The following is a 19,108-nucleotide window of genomic DNA, read 5'->3' on the forward strand; positions in this document are numbered from 1 at the left end:
CGATGACAGTCATCGTCATGCTGGCTCAAATCAGGAAACTAGCGCCGAACATTCGCTCCAGTTACAGCACGGCTTTTGATGTGGGGCAACCGATCCTGGATCATTATGGAATCAGCGATAACCCGTTGCGCGTCGTCCACTTCATGGCTCAGGTGCTCCACGAAAGCGGCGCGCTAAAGATCCAATGGGAATCGCTCTACTACACACCCAATCGCCTTCCGGAAGTGTGGCCTAAGCGGTTCAAACCAGGGGGGGAACTCGAGCCCAAGGAGTACGCCTACAACGAAGAAAAACTGGGCGAAGTGGTATACGGCGGACGGCTGGGAAACGATCAGCCCGGCGAAGGCTTCAAGTACCGCGGGAGGGGGTTGCTGCAACTCACTGGAAAGGAAGGTTACCGTGATGTCACGACCTGGCTGCGCCAGTGGATGCCGTCTGCCCCTGATTTCGTTATGGATCCGGACGCGGTGCTGGGCCCTGAGTGGTGCCTGCACGTTGCCGCGGCGAAATGGAAAGCTAGCGGTTGTAACAAGTACGCGGACCGGGACAGCGTCACCGAAGTGACCAAAGCTATCAATGGTGGAGCAATCGGCTTGGACGAGCGAAAGGACTGGACGAAGAAGACGCGGAAAATCTGGTTCTGAATATCCGCCGTGAACGCCATGACAAGAAGAGAGGAGAGCCATCATGAGCGATCGAATCACTGCTGCGATGCTGCGCTTTGACCCGGCATTTGCCTCGTTGCGCGATGGCCTTTCGGTCGCTCTACAAATTGGCGGCACACTTTGGGTGGCCAACGACGAAACTACGAGTCTGGAACGCCTGAAAGTTCAGGGCGCTGCGCGCGGCGAAGTGGTGATGTGCGATGAGCACCGTTCGTTCAATCTCTTGGAGTATTTGGACCTACCCATACCGACGCAAGACACCGAGATCGATATCGAGGGGTTGGCCTATGCCCCTGGCAGTGGTTACCTCTGGGTGGCGGGCTCCCATAGCCTGAAGCGCAAGAAGGCCGAGGTCGACAGACCTGCACAGAAGAATATCAATCGGTTATCGACGGTAGAGGCGGATGGTAATCGCTTTATGCTCGCCCGCATCCCTGTGGTACAGCAGAACGACGGCTATGTACTCGCCAGAAAAGTGGATACCGATGGACTTACGGCAGCGCAGCTACATGGCGATAGGGACAGTAACGACCTGACCAAGGAAATTGCTAAAGATCGTCAGCTACGCGACTTTCTATATATCCCGGGTAAAGACAACGGCTTCGATATCGAAGGGTTGGCGGTGATCGGCTCGCGCCTTTTTCTGGGGCTACGTGGACCGGTCATTCGCGGTTGGGCTCTGTTACTAGAGATCGAGCCCGAGATAAGCGCCGACTCGACTGACACGCTGGTGCTCAAGAAAATCGGTCCGGATGGGCGCCGCTACCGAAAACACTTCTTCGCGCTGAACGGCCTGGGTGTGCGTGACCTGTGCACGAGCGGCGACGATCTGCTGATCCTGGCGGGGCCCACCATGGACTTGGACGGTCCGGTAACGGTCTTCCGCTGGCGCGGTGGTTTCGCGTCCGCCGAGGAAAGCGTGGTCTTTACCGATCAATTGGAGATGGTGCTGGAGGTGCCCTTCGGGCAAGGCGACGATCACGCTGAGGGCATGTGTCTGTTCGACCCGGGTGAGCAGGCTGGGCAGGCTGGGCAGGCTGGAGAGGTTCTGCTGATCGTCTACGACTCTGCGGCGGAGAGTCGTAAACACGGCGATACGGATGTGGAAGGTGACGTGTTCATCCTAAATTAGCATGCAGCTAGAGGAATGCAATGCCATTTAGAACAATCATGTATTTACTTCATAAAGATATTTTAAGGCCTGCTGAGCGTCTTGTTTCTCGCTGTTATAGATACTCTATGGCGCTACAATTGGGCTCGAAGATTATAGGGTTGTTTCTTGTAGCGACCCCCTTGGCCTGTACCACTAACCCGCAGCCGAGTCTGAACAGGTCAATATCGTCAACTTTTTCCGTGGTAGAAATAACAGGGAAGCCACCAGCGGTACTTGCTGAAGAAAATAGAGTGCTATTAGAAGATAAACTCAGTGAGGTCTTGGAGTTCTGCCGCCCACGCTTATCAGGATATGAAATAGTGTCCGTTGAACAGGCCAAAAAGGCGTACTGGCTTTCAATGAGCGGTCTCATTGCAGGGTCGGTTCTGGTTCCTGGCCTAACAGCTGCTAGTGCTAGTGGTAACGCAGCTGCAATAGCCAGCCTGGGTGGATGGGCTGGGGCTACAAATTTCGCAGGGCAGTCGCTAAAAACCTCAGGCCTGAGTGGCTCAACAATCGCAGAGACTCGAAATCGAATAATTCAAAAAATCGACGAGACTATAGCGGTAGCTAGTGATGGAAGCAAGACGTTCGATGAACGTCGTGATGCACTAATGAAAGCTAGGTCTGCATGTATTGTATACGAAATTGCCGTGCCAAGTATTCCACAAGGAAATTAATGGGTTCGTCATTCGGTAGGCGTGATCAAGAGATATAAAACAGGGGGGGCTCATGATAAAAGTTAAAACTGCAACGCGGATATCTCATGTAATTCTCGCAAGCAGCATAGTGATCGGACCTGCTAGAGCACGCTTTCAAGGTTCAGTTTCGCTGTGGGCATTTTATAACATGGAGGGCTAGTGATGTCTGATGTTATTTCGCCTGATATACAAGCCATTGTCGGTCTGTTGCTTGCGGTAAGCATTGCATCAGAAAGACTTGTTGAGATCGTGAAAGGGTATATTCCGTGGCTAAATGAAGCGCACGGAGACCCTGTAACTGAAGGGCGCCGAAAGTCGGCATTACAGATCCTCGCTGTTGTTGCAGGAGTTATTACAGCGTTCCTCGCTTCGCCCATACTGGCGGAGAGTCTCAATAACATAAAGGGTCACAATATAGCGATTGTTTCGATAGGCCTGCTTGCAAGTGGTGGCTCAGCCTTCTGGAATGCTATTCTTAGTTACCTGCTCCAAGTTAAAGAACTGAAGAAACAGCAGGTGCGCTCAATACAATCCGACCCTGCGACTCAAACTTCTGGCGTTCTACCTGACTTCAATATTGGAAGTGAGCGAGTCTCGTCAAATGAATGCTATAACGTGGAGGACAGATAAAATGACCTGGCGTGTAGCTAAGAGTCTTATCCAGCTTCGTCAGCAAATAGACATTAAAGCACCCAAGCGAAGTAAGGCCAATGACGGAACTATTGGGGATGCCGCACATGCGGCCTCAACATCAGATCATAATCCGTGGGTAAAGGAAGGGCCTATCGGTATTGTTACAGCCATCGACATCACTCATGATCCAGTGGATGGTTGCGACGCACAGCAGATAGTGATGGCACTGATTGCAAGTAAAGATGTACGTATTAAGTACATCATTTGGAACAAACAAATTATCAGTTCAGCCGTTAAGCCTTGGGTCTGGAGGCCTTACAACGGAAAGAACCCGCACTCGCACCATTTCCACCTGTCGATACAGTCGGAGAAGAATTTGTACGACTCTGTGGAAATATGGCATTTGTAATGACGTCAATACCGCCATTCTGCCTTGATTCCATATCGCACAGAATGGCGGCGAACGCGGGTATTGCAGCGGTGACAACGAGCGAGACTAACCTAAATTAACCAGCCTAAGCGCATATAACTGACCGCAATGGTCGATTTCTGCTCTTCACGACTGTCAGCAATCGACTAGTATGGGAGGATAGAAACTGCATAGCAGTCGCTACTGCACCTCTATTCGCCCCCAGTCACCCTGGTGCTCGGTTATTTTTACTCGAGCGTTTTGTACTTGGCGGCCGATGATTGTTCCCCCAGGCGCATCTCGGACATTTAGGCGAAATGTGTTTATTAAGTAAGTATCGTCGACCGAATGTGTAAGAAACGCCTTGAGAACGTAGCCACTCATCGGTCTGGCTTGTGCATCAATAGCTACAGGCCGTTCGGGCTCTGGAAAATTGTTGTTTCGGGCATACTTAGCCAAGTCATCGAACAGAACATTCATTTGTTGATCGAACTGCTTTGTGCCAGCTGAGGTGAACTCGTCGACTCGCCTAGCGGCATCAGACTCCAATTGCCTCTTGATCTGAGGCAGCATCTCCTCAGTGACAATCTGTCGAAGCTTAGGTTCTGTGATTTTTTGAAACGTAGAGACGGCAGCATCTCTGGCGCTTAAAAAAGTTGAGACACCCAAGACAGTAGCGGCTAATGTAAATACTGCGGCAATCCGCTTTGCCCACCCAGTTAAATTTGCTTTTGCTGACTCAACTAGTTCCTGCTCTCGCTTGAATCGAGTGGCATCCTCTAGTTCTCGGAGTAGTATTTTTAGGCTCGCGTTTTCTTGCTGCAAAGACTTTAACGCGACAGCCACCTCAACTGAGTCCATGGTGTCCTCCATTATTTTTTTCGACGAAAAACTAGTGCATCTGCGGTGGCTGACGATTGATTTAAGCGGACACTGTGGGCATGTCAGTTTAAATTAATGTTAGACGCAAACAGAACTTGGTTGCACCTGCCTTGTGGGAGCCCAACGGGTTCCGATACATTCCAGCCACAGCTCTAAAAAGCGAACTTCCAATAATAATAGCGCCTGCCGCCATTCTTGTCTCTGATATGCGTCAAAAACGATGACCCACTTCTCCCGGAACCGGTCGACAGCGCACGCTGGTCAGTTTAACATTTAAGCCAAAGCTATAAGGGCTGTTACTGAGCTTCCACGACCGGGGGCATTCCCAGGATCGCGTGTGAGCGCTTGTAGCCCGTTTAGCCTTTTGCCCTTCTTACACCGTCTCTATTAATGCGCGGTCGATGGGGCGCCCCCCTTGACGTACCTAAAAAACGTACCTCAAAGCTGTCCAAGCCCCACTAGACGGGCATAACCAGCGGATGTTGGATCCGTTTCTGCCTGTTCGACACCGACCCGTTCGCTATCTTCCAGTCGAACAAGGTCCAGGGTGAACAGCTGTTCATCAACGAACGTTTTGAATGCCGTCTGGTTGAGGTAATTCAAAATGTACAACGCATAGAATTTCGGGTGCAGTTGCTCCAGATCCCAAGCATTCGCCTTAAGGGCGCACTCCAACACATAGACCAGTTTGTCGGGGTTGCCAGGGGCCTGCTGTTACGGGCAGATATCCATACCTTGTTCGATTAAAGGTGATTGCCATCGAGTCCGAGTCGATGGTCGTACGGGTATCACCAAAACTGGAAGGTGCTGAGTACGGAAAGTTGGAAGGTTCCTCGCTTCGCCAACCAAAACAAAATTCTCAACGAGTAAGCCCAGAGGCCTAGGATTGGCACAGTGTGGATGGTGCGACTGAAGGAGGAAGTGTGGCCAGTCCAGAAGCTGGTGGGCAGCTATTAATAGCGCAGATTTTCCAGGCTTACGAGGCTAAGCTCCTCATCAGATTTGATTCTGACTGGGCTTTTGGTAAACACAAATGAGCCGTAGGCATTAACGAATCGGATGACCTTTTGGCCGATTCTGTTGAAAAAGTAGCGCCCCTGACTGGCCTCCGGCAAAATCTATCCATTGGCCGGAGGGGGATCACACAGCATGATGGGACAGTTATCGAGTGGGCAGGAGCGACTGTTTTACTCGTTCAGCCTTGAAGATCACATCCCCGCCAATCACCTTCTGCGCAGCATTGATCGGTGTCTCGATCTGAGCGACCTGCGCCATTACCTCGCCGATTTTTATAGCCCGATCGGGCGTCCGTCGATTGATCCTGAACTGATGATTCGCATGCTGATCGTGGGCTATTGCTACGGCATTCGCTCAGAGCGGCGGTTGTGCGAGGAGGCCCATTTGAACCTGGCTTATCGCTGGTTCTGCCGCTTGAGCCTTGAAGATGAAGTCCCTAATCACTCGACGTTTTCCAAAAATCGACACGGCCGTTTTCGAGACAGTGATCTGTTTCGCTGGTTGTTCAATGAAGTGCTGCGTCGCTGCATGGACGCAGGCCTGGTTAAAGGCGAAGGCTTTGCCGTGGACGCCAGCATCATCAAAGCGGATGCGAGTCGGCAGCGCGGCGTACCGGGTGATGAACCGGTCAACTGGAGCGATCCGCCCCTGAGCACCCGCGCCGTGCGTGAGTACCTTGAAGCCCTCGATGAAGAGGCTTTGGCCGAAACGCTACCGAAGCGCCTGTCGCTGACGGATCCTCAGGCCCGCTGGACCGCTGCTCCAGGCGGCCCAGCTTTCTACGCTTACTCTACGAATTATCTGATCGATACCGAGCACGGCGTGATCATGGATGTGGAACCCACACCGGCTCATCGAACCGCAGAAGTCGAGAGCACCAAGACGATGATCGAGCGGGTCGAAGCGCAGTTCGACATCAAGCCGGAACGCCTCATTGGCGACACCGCTTATGGTACAGCGCCGATGCTGGCCTGGATGGTGGAGGAAAAAGACATCGAGCCGCATGTGCCGGTATGGGACAAAACCGAGCGCAAGAACGACAGTTTCTCGAGCAACGATTTCCACTGGAATGAAGAGACTGAGGAATACCGCTGCCCGGCCGGCAACGTATTACGCAGCGAATGGCGTGCCTTCAAGAACGAGCGTTCGCACGTCACAAAAGCCAACACCATCATCTTCCGATCCAGACAGACCGACTGCGCGATATGTCCGATGAAAGCCAAGTGCTGCCCGAACACTCCGATTCGCAAGATCGTCCGCAGCGTCCATGAAGCCGCTCGTGATGTGGCTTGACGCATTGCAGCGACGCCGGAGTACGTGCGCTCTCGCCACGAACGTAAGAAGGTCGAAATGTTGTTTGCTCACCTCAAGCGCATCCTGAAACTGGATCGCTTGCGACTACGCGGCATGAGTGGCGCGTCCGATGAGTTCACGCTGGCGGCCGCGGTACAGAACCTGCGACGTCTGGCCAAACTTACATCTCAAGGGCCACCTTCTACGGGATAGGTGCGCCTGCACGAAGCAAAAAACCTCAAACTAACCCACTAACAGAGCAGCAAAGGTCAACGAAGGGCCGAGAAACCACTCAATGTGGTGAGTAGGTTCTCCGGGGGGTGGTCGTGCCTGAGTTCTGGTGAGTTGAAAATCCGACTTTTTCAACAGAATCGGCCGTTCTGAGCCACTCATTGGACTCTCTCCAGTAATTTCGCTCCGTCAGGCCGCAGCTCGCCCTTGGGCGAGACATGTCGATAGAGCGTCTGACGGGTAATACCCAGCTCTTCACACAAATCCGACACCTTGGTTTCCGGCTGCCCCATGGCCGCCATCGCCAGGCGTAGTTTGGCAGCGGTCATCTTGAACGGGCGCCCCCCTTTTCTGCCGCGAGCACGCGCCGAGACGAGCCCGGCGACCGTCCGCTCGGAAATCAACTCCCGCTCGAACTCTGCCAGTGCCGCGAAGATCCCGAACACCAGCTTTCCCGCCGCAGTGGTAGTGTCGATGGCCGCACCGTGGCCGGTGAGCACCTTTCAATGCAGGTTCATTCGCAGCTAACGCTGGTTTGCCGGGCCGGACAGTCGTAGTTAATCCTGGTCGAAAACGGCGCTGATTGCAGGTCGGAACGTTTTCGTTTGCAGGTCGTTACACCTAGGGACAACGGGTGCCCGGTTGTTTCGACCACCGTGACGCTGTGCAAGCCAGGTTGAGTCGCGATGGGCTTCGCAGAAGGGGTCTATGCTGGCCGTACCGACCTCATCCCTGTGCAATACACTGCAAGGAGACAATTAATGGAGCCCATGCCCAGTTCCGGAAAGGCGTTTTCCCAAGGCCTGCTTGATGTCCTGATTCGCGCCGGGCTGATCGCCATTATGGCAATATTCTGTTTCGAAATTTTCCATCCATTCCGAGACCTGATGCTCTGGTCGCTGATCCTGGCGATCACCCTCTATCCGCTGCAACGACGGCTCAAAGTCATGCTCGGCTACAAAGAGGGGCGCATTGCGACGCTGATCGTACTGGTCGCCATTGCAATCCTCATGGTGCCCATCTACTTGTTGGGCATCTCGATTGCCGACTCCGTCGAGCGTGCCATGATCGTGATCAAGAACGGTGAGTTCAACATTGCTCCACCGACCGCTTCAGTCGCCGATTGGCCGTTGGTGGGCAAGCCTCTGTATGCCATATGGTTGCAGGCCGCGACCGATCTTCCCGGTTTAGCCGGGAAGTACATACCGCAAATCAAGGGCATCAGCCTGAGCCTGTTGAGCAAGCTCGCCGGGGTCGGCATGGGGTTCCTCATGTTCATCTTCGCCCTGATAATCGCCGGGATTTTCATGGCCTATGGCGAGAGCGGCAGCCGCAGTGCGGTGCAGATTGCTTCGCGCATCAGCGGGCCGATCAAAGGACCGCAAATCTCTGGACTGTGCACTGCCACCATTCGGGCGGTAGCGTTAGGGGTGGTCGGCATCGCCTTTATCCAGATGCTGCTGATTGGCATCGGCTTCGTGCTCAAGGACATCCCTGGCGCTGGCCTGCTGGCTTTGGCGGTGTTGCTGATCGGCATCATGCAGCTTCCGGCCACGCTGATTACCCTGCCGGTCATCGCTTTCGTTTTCGCCACCGAGGGTGCCAGCACAGCGACCATCGTCTTCGCCATCTATGTTTTCGTTGCCGGGCTAGTAGACAATGTCCTCAAGCCATTGTTGCTGGGTCGCGGTGTCGATGTGCCCATGCCAGTGGTGCTGATCGGCGCCCTCGGGGGCATGGTCACCAGCGGCATCCTCGGACTTTTTATCGGGCCGGTAGCACTGGCAGTAGGCTATCAGCTGTTCTGGCAGTGGGTACAGGACCCGCCGCAAGCTCGCTCGCTTGACGAACCTGTCGAAGGCATGGCGGACCCGTCAGACCGCTAACGACTCAGGGCGTGAAGCGGTAACTAGACCAATCGGTTAACCGCAGGCGTCCCGTAGAGGAGGCCAGGATGCGAGCATAAGTGGGGGCGGATCAACCTGATTAGGCTCGCAAAACACTAGCGTCTGAACTCCTAACGTGGAAGTGAGGGGCGGTACGCGGCTTCATCGTGAAGCATCCCCTCGACTGTAGGGTTATAGGGCTCGTCTGTCTCAGCATAGAATACTCATCGCCAGTGCATAACCGTGGCGTGCGACAACGACGCCAAGAAACCCCGCGATTACGTTTGCTAGCGTGCCGACGAGAAACGTCATGAGAAGGTGTGACGCCCAGCTACGACGGGCGATTAAGAAACCGATGGGGTCGACACCCAGGATGTCTTTCGGTACAGAGACGACGTTTGTCCAAGCGTTCCACTTTGATGCGACCTTGAAGGCAAGCCAACCGGCCACTACTACATCAGCATTTGCCAAAAAAGCGCAGAAGAACAGAAAACGCTCTAAAAAGCCCAGCACACTGCCGCCTTCGTTCCCAGACACCACCCTCGCCCATTCGCTGGCTAGAGCGCTGCTTGGCGGTGGCAGAGACATTGACTTCGTCGCATGCGTCAACAACAGCTTGACCGTCAGGCCGAGCAAGAACGTGACAAGAAGGCCGGCTAGGATTTGGACGAGATTGGCAAGTGGTGACATTGCTGACGAGCCCTGATGTTTGAGTTTAGCGGCTGCCGAACGCAGTCCGTTGCACCGAAGGGTTAGGTCTCCGGGCCCTGACTAGGCCAGGCGTTGTGACATTGGCTGCCACTGAAGAACGTTATACGCCACGAACGGATAGCCCAATCTGCTCAATCAGTTCCGGCAACAGACTCAGCATAGCTATTCAATCGCCATCGCTCCGCCCACCGGCGGCTCTTGGCCTTCTCTGCCGGTCATGTCTGCACGAATCTTGCTGATCAAATACGGTGCACATGACTGGTCAGGTCGAATGCAAATGGGGGTCATATGCAATGCAAACGGGTGGTCAAGTAGGGTGCAATTTCGCAGTTTGAGGTCAATCCAGACGAAAGACCGTACATGCGAAACAGATGGATCAAATCTGAGGCGGGGTGGCGACCTTGCCTCGGAACCGAGAAATAGGCTCGCTGCCAGCAACCTCCTTTCTTCAAATCCTTCCAAATGAACGGCCAAGAGCTAGATGAAATGGAAGCGTTGCGACGAGAGCAGAAAAAGGGCCTGAGCCGGGCGCAAAAACGACTGACCGCGCAGGGCCAACGCCCATTGACGTGGAAGGATGTTTTTGGCGATTTGACTGCGAGCGATGAGCTTCACGCGCTCATCGGCGAGTGGCTGGACCTTGCGGAGAACCGGGAGGCCTTTCGGCAGGCGAAGATCCAGTCAACTGTTGAGCAACACTTCAGCGTCTAAGCAAGGTGATACAGGGCTGCAAGCTGCCCTGTATCTCGAACTGAGGATAAACCCAAGACTTACGCTTGAAATGAACTGTAGGAGTCGGCGGTTCGGCGTTCCGATTTACCGGAGTGCCGGACCACAGCGATGGTTTGCACAGCAGGCCTAACCATTGGGGCCCCTGCGGGACCCATCGCGGCTAAAGCCTGCTCCTACAAGGGGGGCGTTTGAGGCAGTAGGGCAACCACTCTTGACTCGATGGTTTCCAATACTTTTGCGCCCTCGGCTACCAGCAAGGCAGCGGCGTCGAGCGCGGCCCATAAGTCGGCTTTTTCGGTGCTCGGTGGCAGGTGGTTGAGCAGGTCGCGGCCCAGGCTTACGCGCTGACTGGCGCAGAGCACAAGGTCGAGCAGGTCGGCTTTGGCGTCGAGGTGGAGAACGGCAGGTGCGGTGGTCGGACAGTAGAGCGGGATAAAATCAGACATCGATAGTGCTCCTCACTAAAACTAGTTAAGAGCCACCTTGTTCGCTGCTAAACGAATTTAGGGTGGCGACTGTACGCGGGTTAGCAGACCGGCAACTAGTAACCAGCGCACCCGAAGGTGCCCCGCGCACAGCCGCCATAACGCAGGGTCCGGGAACATAAAAGCCCACGGAACGGTTACGGTTCTGTGCGATTAGTTGAGCGGGCTGCTAAACCCGATCGCTGATGTGCAGCGACGGGGCGCAGAGTAGCGTTGCAAGGGCGGTAACGCAACAGTGGTCCACAACACAGCCCCCGGCGCGGGAGCGGGAGCGGGATATCACGCAGGGATCGTGATTGCGGCGAGGCTATTGGCGAATGAAAACACCGCGGTTTTCCAGGCATTGCGCGTCATCGTTCATTCGCATGGTCCGGCATTCCGGCTAAAGCCGCTCACACATGCATCTAGATTCAGGAGTTTACCTGCCGCTTGGGAAATTTCCCGCTCAACTTTGGGAAATGGTCCGTATACGAAGAGCATCGATTCCACCAGCCTTGGCTGCTTATCCCACGTCACTCAAATCCGCATGCTCCATTGCGGATGACACTCAGGAAGCGCAGGTCCTACTGGAAGAGTCCATGATCAAAACCAACATCCCTCCTGCCTTCTGGCGAATCACTTCATACATACAACTAGCAGGTCTTGGCATCGCGGCCCTCAGCCTCAGCGCCTGCGGCGTGATCGGCTCACTCGCCAAGGAAGGTGCGATATCTGCCACCGGCCGCTACGGCTGGGACACCTTCACCTTTGCGGGAGAGCTGCCCACTCAGTTCGGGATTAAAGCAATAACTCGCTACGCCCCCATCACGCCGAGTGCAAGCTGTGAGGTCGAGCGTTTTGGAAGCAGTAACAAGGCAGAGCGCAGCCATGTGCAGTCCTACGAAAGCAACATCCAGGGCCAGCCACACAACTTCAAGTTCAACATCCCACTGAGCTACAGCGTTGGTCTTTGCAAGATGCAACTAGCGGCCATTGATTTGAGGATTCGAGGTCGGCATGGCGATCAGGACTGGCAGAAGACGTTTGGTCGCGGGGGGCTTCGTATCCTGGACATTCTTCCCGAAGGCGCGCCAGGGTTCGACTCGAACAACGCACTTCAAATCAGGGGGCGGTGTGATTGGCTTTTTCAGCAAAGCCAAGCCAAGTCTCGCTTTGGAGAGCTCGAGAAGTTATTGACCTGCAAAGGTGCCGGAGCCTATCTGCAATGGGATCAACTGGCCGGTAAGACGGTGAAGCTAGCGATTTCGGTCAATCCAGAAGAAGAGCCTTCCCACGATGACACTTGGGTCAAGTTTCCCAATGGTTGGAAACCTTGCCTACCCAAGGAAGGTGGTTGGATCAGATGCCAAAACCCGCCGACTTTCAAAACCTTCCAAATGAACGGACAGACCTGCACGGTCTATCCCGGCTGCACGGAGTAAACACGGATGACATTCTATATCAAGGAAACTTGCCCCAAACGCGGCTACTGGTGCAGCGTTCGACTGGTGGATGAACATGGCAGCAGCTCGCCCTATGCAGGTCTTGGCTATACGTTTCACGACCGGCTGGGCGAGTCCTACTCAGGCTATCTGGACGATGAGGGCTATGCCCGAATCGAAAATTTTTATTGCGGGCCTTTGGTTCTCGATTTGTCGATGCCTTACCAAGGCTTAGTGGACCCTTGGTACGACGAGCTACAGATTCGAAAACATTTCAAAATCCCGCTCACAGCCCTTCAGGTCGTCGCCGAACAATCCCCCTCAGGCCCTCGCGACAACGGTAAAACCTACCTCGCCAAACAACGCGCCGAAAATGAACAGGCCGAGTTCTACCAAGTTGAAGTACGCGACTTCGTCAAACCCGATGCAGCAGCTCACTTACCTGATACTGATACCTCTCTTTTTCCTCGTCCCTCTTCATTTCTTAAAGAAGTCTGCGGACGGTCCAATCAGCGACCAGGCATTGCCCTGATGGCAAACGAGCACACTCTTCTTGAAATTAAAGCTCTGCGTGCCTACAGCCCGTTGTTCTCACGGGACAAAGCGTTCTGCGCCTTGAATGCCTATCACCTGTCGATGATGTCGGTCTTGAGCTATGCGCCGTTTCATAAAAAGCGCTCTGCCAGCCAGCCCCCCGAGCCGCCGCCCTATCAGGTACCCGGCTGTATCGGCGCCGTCTTGCACAACCAACTGGCCCATCTAGAAAAGCCCACGCTGTTTGAAAGTGCCGGCCCCTATCACTTGCTCTGCGAAGAAGTCCCCTATTCCAAACGACTGGAAGTCGTGCCCTATGACCGGGAGCGCTATCAAAAAGAAGCCGCTTCGGGTTGGGAGTACCCAGAGCAGGTCCATTTCCTCAACGACGACAACGATACCCAGGGTTTTATTACTCACAACGACAAGTTCGTGATCATTTCCATTCGCGGGACTGCAGAGCTTGTGGCCGACGCGCTGCGCGACATGGATGCGCGTCAGGTTCCCCATGAGGATGGATTGGGTCAGGCCCACCGCGGATTTCATGATGCCTTCGTCAAAGCAAAGGAATTTATTGACCAATACATGCGAGCCTTTCACCGAAAAGAGCAAACCATCCTGGTCTGCGGCCACAGCCTGGGAGGCGCCATTGCCCTTCTGCTGGCTGAATGGCTTCGTCGCAAATACTCGGACGATATTCAGCTCTACACCTTCGGCTCTCCCCGCGCAGGCGACAGTGCCTTTGTCAAAGCCGCTGCCGATCTGCCCCATCACCGCATCGTCAATCACAACGACCTGGTGCCCGGCGTGCCTTCCACCTGGATGGACGCCGAATGGAAATTAGCGCTGCCCGGCACGCTGATGCTGGTCGCTTCCGTGGGTTCCCCCTTGTTAGGCGCCGCGCTGTTCTTGGGCGGACTGATGAACTTGCGTGGCGATAATTACGAGCACCATGGCGAGCAATGGCATTTCATGCCACGCAAGCAAAACGCCAACGGCTTCAGCTCGATCCTCTGGCAACCCGGGTGCGCCGCCATCGAACAGAAGATGTGCGCTGAGTTCACGGGGGATATCGACCTTCACGGCGATATGCCCAAGCGCCAAGGTTTGTTGGTGCAGTTGGCCTCGGTGAACCAGCACTCCAGTAACAGTGGGTACAGCCGGGGCGCGTTGACCACTTTGCTGCGCTGGCACACCAGCGTGATGCATCGCGGTGGCGAGCTGTTTACCGAAAGGGAGCGCAAGAAATTAGGCGGGCAAATCGAGCCTTTGCAGGAAGCCATGAGCCAGCCCATCCCCCTTACCTACGTTCAGTTTCGGCAAAAGTTGCGCCTGCAACCCCAGCCACGCCTGGAGAAAATGGGCGAAATCGAACTACGCACGTTGTTCGAACAGGGGCTGGTTGAAATGGAGACGTTGCGACTAAAGCAGAAAAAAGGCTTGAACCGGGCGCAAAAGCGACTGACTGCGCAGGGCCAACGCCAATTGACATGGCAGGATGTTTTTGGAGATCTGACTGCGAGCGATGAGCTTCACGCGCTCATCGGCGAGTGGCTGGACCTTGCGGAAAACCGGGAGGCCTTTCGGCAGGCGAAGATCCAATCGACTGTTGAGCAACACTTCAGCGTCTAAGCAAGGTGATACAGGGCTGTAAGCAGCCCTGTATCTCAAACTGATGATAAACCCCACACTTACGCTTGAAATGAACTGTAGGAGCCTGCCGCCCCCGGCGCCGCGCTGTCGCGTATAGAACCCATGTGGGAGTGCTGGTCCGGCACTCCGGCTCATCAGCGAATAGAGGCGCCGCGGTTTGTCAGATACACCGCGGTGCCCCTATTCGCGGATGAATTGAATCGGTCAAGAGATTTTGGACACCCGTTTAGGTCTTCGTGCCGGCCAGCTTCTCTGCAGCTACCGGCGACCGGTAGCTTCACCGCGTTCTGCCCGATACACCATGGCGTCTGCATCGAGCAAGCTTGGCTCCCACAGAATCAAAAGCTCACTGCTCGATATCGAGGTGAACGGAGATCGGGGTGGGAGTAAAGCTTGCTCACGATAGCTTCACCGCGCTCTGCCAGATACACCGTGGCGTCTGCATCGCGACGGTTCGGCGCCCCGACAAGCTTGGCTCCCACAAGATCAAAAGCTCACTGCTCGATAGCGGGGTGAACGCAGATTGGCGTGGGAGTAAAGCTTGCTCACGATAGCTTCACCGCGCTCTGCCAGATACACCGTGGCGTCTGCATCGCGATGGTTTGCACAGCAGGCCTAACCATTGGGGCCCCTGCGGGACCCATCGCGGCTAAAGCCTGCTTCTACAGGGGGGGCGTTTGAGGCAGTAGGGCAACCACTCTTGACTCGATGGTTTCCAATACTTTTGCGCCCTCGGCTACCAGCAAGGCAGCGGCGTCGAGCGCGGCCCATAAGTCGGCTTTTTCGGTGCTCGATGGCAGGTGGTTGAGCAGGTCGCGGCCCAGGTTTACGCGCTGACTGGCGCAGAGCACAAGGTCGAGCAGGTCGGCTTTGGCGTCGAGGTGGAGAACGGCAGGTGCGGTGGTCGGACAGTAGAGCGGGATGAATTCAGGCATCGATAGTGCTCCTGACAAGCTAGATAAGCGCCACCTGGTCCGCTGCTAAACGAATTTAAGGTGGCGACTGTACGCGGGTTAGCAGACCGGTATCTAGCAACCAGCGCACCCGAAGGTGCCCCACGCACAGCCGCCATAACGTGGTGCCCGGGAACGCGAAAGCTCACGGAACGTTGACGGTTCTGCGGTGCAAGATAAGCGGGCTGCTAAACCCGGTCGCTGATGTGCAGCGACGGGGCGCAGAGTAGCGTTGCAAGGGTGCTAACGCAACAGTGGCACACAACACAGCCCCCGGCGCTGGAGCGGGATATCACGCAGGGATCGTGATTGCGGTGAGGCTATTGGCGAATGAAAACACCGCGGTTTTCCAGGCATTGCGCGTTATCGTTCATTCGCATGGTCCGGCATTCCGGCTAAAGCCCAAATCAATCAAGAGCCGTCTGCGGGATTCCGATCATCCCTAGCTCAGGCAGTGGCTGTGGTTATGGCTGTGGACTGTGGTCTGTGGGAGCGGGCTCTGCCGGATTGCCGGACCACCGCCAATAAAGACTACGCGTAATAACTGAAAAATCGCGGGGCATTCATTCGCTGGCAAAGCCAGCTCCCACATGAATCAAAAGCCGCCCTGCGGGATTCCCGTCAACCATGAAATCTCCCACAGGATCCAGCGCTCACAAATTCTTCGTTCAAATAAAATCTTGTTCTATGAGAGGCGAGCTTGCACAAGATGGCCAGGCCCGTATAGCGGGCCTGGCCATTTTGCATTTACCGCTTTACACGCTCCTGCAAATGGCAAGCGGGTATGGCCACCAGCAGGATCAGCGCCCCCACCACCAGGACAGCCGCGATCACGTCGAACGCCAGGTACAGGTCTCCCGTCGCAGACTTGATAGCGCCCACCACCACCTGGCTGATAACCCCCGCCAAACCGCCAATGCAGCTGATCACCGCAATGCCGACGGCCGCCGATGAGGGCGGCAACAAGGCCGGTGGGATGGTCCAGAACAGCGACAAGGCGGAGATGGCTGCAGCGGCGCCCACGCTCATCAGGAACACCGAGAGCAGCAGGTTGCCCTGGGCCGGGCCCAGCGATAAGAAACAACTGGCGCTCACCAGCAGGGTCACGCCTACATGCCAGCGACGCTCCAGGTGTTTGTCGGAGCTGCGGGCCAGAAGGTACATGCCGAACAAGCCACAAATGTACGGCACGCTGGCCACCAGGCCGATGGTTTTCAGGTCTTCCAGGCCGAACCCGCGAATCAGGGTCGGCATCCAGTAAGACACCGTGTTGGAGCCACTGTAGATACAGAAGAACACCAGGCCCGCGATATACACCCGGGGGTTGCACAGTACCTTGCCAAGGCTGGCCTGGGGCATGTCAGCCGGTTGTCCCTGCGCAACCCCTGCGGCCACCAGCTGCTTTTCTCGCACTGTGAGCCAACGGGCATCCGCCGGTTTATCGACCAGCCAGAACCAGCCGAATACCCCGAGCAGCATGGCTGGAATACCTTCCAGGACAAACAGCACTCGCCAGCCCCCAAGCCCCATCCAGCCGTCGAAGTGGGTCATGATCCAACCGGCCAGCGGCCCACTGACGATCCCGGCGACCATCGCGGCCATCAGGAACACCGCGGTGATTCGGGCTCGCAGCGCGGGTGGGAACCAGAAGGTCAGGTACAAAATGACCCCCGGGAAAAAGCCGGCTTCAGCGATGCCAAGCGCAAACCGCGCGACGATCAACTGGTTCGCCGTGGTCACAAACGCCGTGGCCACGGTGACCAACCCCCACAACAGCATGATCCGGGTCAGAGTGGCGCGAGCGCCAACCCGCTGCAGGTACAGATTGCTGGGAATCTCGAAGAGGATGTAACCGAGATAGAAGATGCCGGCACCGATGCCGTAGGCCGCATCGGTGAGCGCTATGTCTTCGGCCATGCGCAGCTTGGCGAAGGACACGTTCAGACGGTCGATGGTATTGATGGCGTATGCCAGGAAAAGGAACGGCAGCAAGCGCAAGATCACCTTGCGATAGACCGCCCGGGCCTCGGGTGTGGCGTGCTCGGCTGTTGCCGGCAAGGACTGCTCGAATGCATGGCTCATGGAAGGATCCTGCACAATAACGCGCAAAAAAAAACCGGGCCTGACGCCCGGCAAAGTCAACAGCTCGTGACCTTCGCGAGTACGCGGTCAGTTCGAGATGGGTGCCGGCAATTTCTGCAAACGCATCATGGCCTGCTTCACCGCCAGGCTCTGGTAGCTGATGTTGGCGGGGTTCAGATTGACGCCTTCCTGGAATGGATACTGGCCGATGGTCGCCATGAACGTCTGGATTTGCGCCTGGACGGGCACGAACAACCACAGCTGATCGGAGGCCCAGCGCCGCGCCATCGGTGACTCCTTGCGCGCGGTCTCGAACGGGTCGGCCTTGAGGTTGGTAAGGATTGGAAAGTTGGTGACTTTGCGGGTCCCGGTACCAATATCACCGTCCACCGATGCAAAACTCAGTTTCCAGTCCTTCCAGCGCAAGGCATTCAACTCGCCGGCCATCCCGAAGTAGAAGTACTCTTCGCGTGGGCTGTCCTTGGTCTGGCCTTTGAAGAATGGCAAGAAATCGTAGCCGTCCAGATGGACGCGAAACTCTTTACCGTTGCGGTTCGTGCCCTTGGCCATGTCCGCCACCAGGCTTGAGTCGCCGGCCGCCGCCGCCAAGGTCGGCATCCAGTCATTGTGGGCAATCATGTTGTTGTAGTGAGTGCCCGGTTTGATCACCCCTGGCCACTTCACCAGCAATGGCACGCGATGCCCACCTTCATTTGAGGTGCCCTTCTCGCCCGCAAAGGGTGAAGTGCCGCCGTCCGGCCAGCTGAGTTTTTGCGCGCCGTTGTCGGTGGTGTAGATGATGATGGTGTTGTCGGCAATGCCCAGGTCATCGAGTTTCTTCAGCAACTGACCGACCTGCCCGTCATGTTCGACCATACCGTCGGGATACAGGCCGATGCCGGTCTTGCCCTCGGCTTCCTTGGTCAGGTGGGTCCAGACATGCATGCGCGTGCTGTTGAACCAGACGAAGAACGGTTTGTCGGCCTTGTGGGCCTTGTCGATGAAGTTTTCGGTGGCCTGCAGGAACTCGCCATCAATGGTTTCCATGCGCTTGCGGGTCAGCGCGCCGGTGTCCTCGATCTTGCCGTCGGCATAGGCGTGAACCACGCCACGCGGGCCATACTTTTTACGGAACTCCGGGTCTTTGGGGTAGTAGTAGGTTTCCGGCTCTTCCTCGGCGTTCATGTGGTACAGGTTGCCAAAGAACTCATCGAAGCCATGGTTAGTGGGCAGGTGCTTGTCACGGTCGCCCAGGTGGTTCTTGCCGAACTGGCCGGTGGTGTACCCCTGCTGCTTCATCACATCACCGATGGTCGGCGCCCAGTCCGGGATACCGTGCTCGGAGCCCGGCATGCCAACGGTCAACAGGCCGGTACGAAAGGGATGCTGGCCGAGGACAAAGGCCGAACGCCCAGCGGTGCAGGACTGCTCGCCATAGGCATGGGTGAACAGCGCGCCCTCTTTGGCGATCCGGTCAATGTTCGGGGTTTCGTAACCCATCATGCCCTGGTTGTAGGCGCTGAGATTGTAGTAGCCAATGTCATCGCCAAAGATCACCAGGACGTTCGGTTTGTCGGCGGCCATGGCGCCGAGTGACGTCACCAGCAGCAAGCTCGCCAGGGCGAGCGTCTGTAACCCTTTCCCGATCCGGGACATACCGTACTCTC

16 protein-coding genes and 2 pseudogenes are annotated in these 19,108 nt (G+C 55.8%); 10 read left to right on the forward strand and 8 right to left on the reverse strand.

The window, feature by feature from the left end; all coding sequences use genetic code 11:
* Positions 1–2: 2 nt before the first annotated feature.
* The 5 genes from AC3IX4_RS17860 (at position 3) to AC3IX4_RS17880 (ending at position 3,561) form a co-directional block, all read left to right on the forward strand.
* Positions 3–644, forward strand: a complete 642-nt coding sequence (locus AC3IX4_RS17860; protein WP_489256736.1) for a glycoside hydrolase family 19 protein — start codon at positions 3–5, stop codon at positions 642–644.
* 43 nt (positions 645–687) lie between these two features.
* On the forward strand, positions 688–1,797 hold the full coding sequence (locus AC3IX4_RS17865; protein ID WP_489256737.1) for a DUF3616 domain-containing protein: 1,110 nt from the start codon (positions 688–690) through the stop codon (positions 1,795–1,797).
* A 20-nt stretch (positions 1,798–1,817) separates the two neighbouring features.
* Positions 1,818–2,498, forward strand: coding sequence for a hypothetical protein (locus tag AC3IX4_RS17870; protein WP_489256738.1), 681 nt, complete (start codon positions 1,818–1,820; stop codon positions 2,496–2,498).
* A 183-nt stretch (positions 2,499–2,681) separates the two neighbouring features.
* On the forward strand, positions 2,682–3,149 hold the full coding sequence (locus AC3IX4_RS17875; RefSeq protein WP_489256739.1) for a hypothetical protein: 468 nt from the start codon (positions 2,682–2,684) through the stop codon (positions 3,147–3,149).
* Position 3,150: 1 nt separating this feature from the next.
* A complete protein-coding gene (locus AC3IX4_RS17880; RefSeq protein ID WP_489256740.1) occupies positions 3,151–3,561 on the forward strand; it encodes a hypothetical protein in 411 nt (136 codons plus the stop codon).
* A 201-nt stretch (positions 3,562–3,762) separates the two neighbouring features.
* Here the strand turns inward: AC3IX4_RS17880 and AC3IX4_RS17885 are convergent, their stop codons facing one another.
* On the reverse strand, positions 3,763–4,422 hold the full coding sequence (locus AC3IX4_RS17885) for an SH3 domain-containing protein (protein WP_489256741.1): 660 nt from the start codon (positions 4,420–4,422) through the stop codon (positions 3,763–3,765).
* A 459-nt stretch (positions 4,423–4,881) separates the two neighbouring features.
* The gene (locus tag AC3IX4_RS17890; protein WP_489256742.1) at positions 4,882–5,118 is read right to left on the reverse strand and encodes a hypothetical protein; all 237 of its coding nucleotides are present in this window, start codon (positions 5,116–5,118) and stop codon (positions 4,882–4,884) included.
* Between the two features lie 474 nt (positions 5,119–5,592).
* On the opposite strand from AC3IX4_RS17890, the pseudogene AC3IX4_RS17895 reads away from it, so the two are divergent.
* A pseudogene (locus tag AC3IX4_RS17895) lies at positions 5,593–6,966 on the forward strand (transposase).
* 176 nt (positions 6,967–7,142) lie between these two features.
* On the opposite strand, the pseudogene AC3IX4_RS17900 reads toward AC3IX4_RS17895, so the two are convergent.
* Positions 7,143–7,463: pseudogene (locus tag AC3IX4_RS17900) on the reverse strand (recombinase family protein); the annotation flags it as partial.
* Positions 7,464–7,745: 282 nt separating this feature from the next.
* On the opposite strand from AC3IX4_RS17900, the gene AC3IX4_RS17905 reads away from it, so the two are divergent.
* Positions 7,746–8,870, forward strand: a complete 1,125-nt coding sequence (locus AC3IX4_RS17905; RefSeq protein WP_489256743.1) for an AI-2E family transporter — start codon at positions 7,746–7,748, stop codon at positions 8,868–8,870.
* Positions 8,871–9,080: 210 nt separating this feature from the next.
* On the opposite strand, the gene AC3IX4_RS17910 is transcribed toward AC3IX4_RS17905, so the two are convergent.
* On the reverse strand, positions 9,081–9,560 hold the full coding sequence (locus AC3IX4_RS17910; protein ID WP_489256744.1) for a hypothetical protein: 480 nt from the start codon (positions 9,558–9,560) through the stop codon (positions 9,081–9,083).
* A gap of 507 nt (positions 9,561–10,067) precedes the next feature.
* On the opposite strand from AC3IX4_RS17910, the gene AC3IX4_RS17915 reads away from it, so the two are divergent.
* The gene (locus tag AC3IX4_RS17915) at positions 10,068–10,292 is read left to right on the forward strand and encodes a hypothetical protein (RefSeq protein WP_489256745.1); all 225 of its coding nucleotides are present in this window, start codon (positions 10,068–10,070) and stop codon (positions 10,290–10,292) included.
* Positions 10,293–10,486: 194 nt separating this feature from the next.
* Here AC3IX4_RS17915 and AC3IX4_RS17920 read toward each other — a convergent pair whose 3' ends face one another.
* Entirely contained in the window at positions 10,487–10,759 is a 273-nt protein-coding gene (locus tag AC3IX4_RS17920; RefSeq protein WP_489256746.1) for a hypothetical protein, read from the reverse strand.
* Between the two features lie 617 nt (positions 10,760–11,376).
* On the opposite strand from AC3IX4_RS17920, the gene AC3IX4_RS17925 reads away from it, so the two are divergent.
* Both AC3IX4_RS17925 and AC3IX4_RS17930 read left to right on the forward strand, forming a co-directional pair.
* Positions 11,377–12,219: a hypothetical protein gene (locus AC3IX4_RS17925; protein ID WP_489256747.1), complete on the forward strand. Its 843-nt coding sequence runs from the start codon at positions 11,377–11,379 to the stop codon at positions 12,217–12,219.
* Positions 12,220–12,285: 66 nt separating this feature from the next.
* The gene (locus AC3IX4_RS17930) at positions 12,286–14,385 is read left to right on the forward strand and encodes a lipase family protein (protein ID WP_489256748.1); all 2,100 of its coding nucleotides are present in this window, start codon (positions 12,286–12,288) and stop codon (positions 14,383–14,385) included.
* 683 nt (positions 14,386–15,068) lie between these two features.
* Here the strand turns inward: AC3IX4_RS17930 and AC3IX4_RS17935 are convergent.
* The 3 genes from AC3IX4_RS17935 to AC3IX4_RS17945 all read right to left on the reverse strand — a co-directional run bounded on the left by AC3IX4_RS17935 (position 15,069) and on the right by AC3IX4_RS17945 (position 19,097).
* Entirely contained in the window at positions 15,069–15,341 is a 273-nt protein-coding gene (locus AC3IX4_RS17935) for a hypothetical protein (RefSeq protein WP_489256749.1), read from the reverse strand.
* A 765-nt stretch (positions 15,342–16,106) separates the two neighbouring features.
* On the reverse strand, positions 16,107–17,441 hold the full coding sequence (locus AC3IX4_RS17940; protein ID WP_489256750.1) for an MFS transporter: 1,335 nt from the start codon (positions 17,439–17,441) through the stop codon (positions 16,107–16,109).
* Positions 17,442–17,528: 87 nt separating this feature from the next.
* Positions 17,529–19,097, reverse strand: coding sequence for an arylsulfatase (locus tag AC3IX4_RS17945; protein ID WP_489256751.1), 1,569 nt, complete (start codon positions 19,095–19,097; stop codon positions 17,529–17,531).
* Positions 19,098–19,108: the final 11 nt, after the last annotated feature.

It is taken from the genome of Pseudomonas sp. KH_021 (assembly GCF_057838865.1).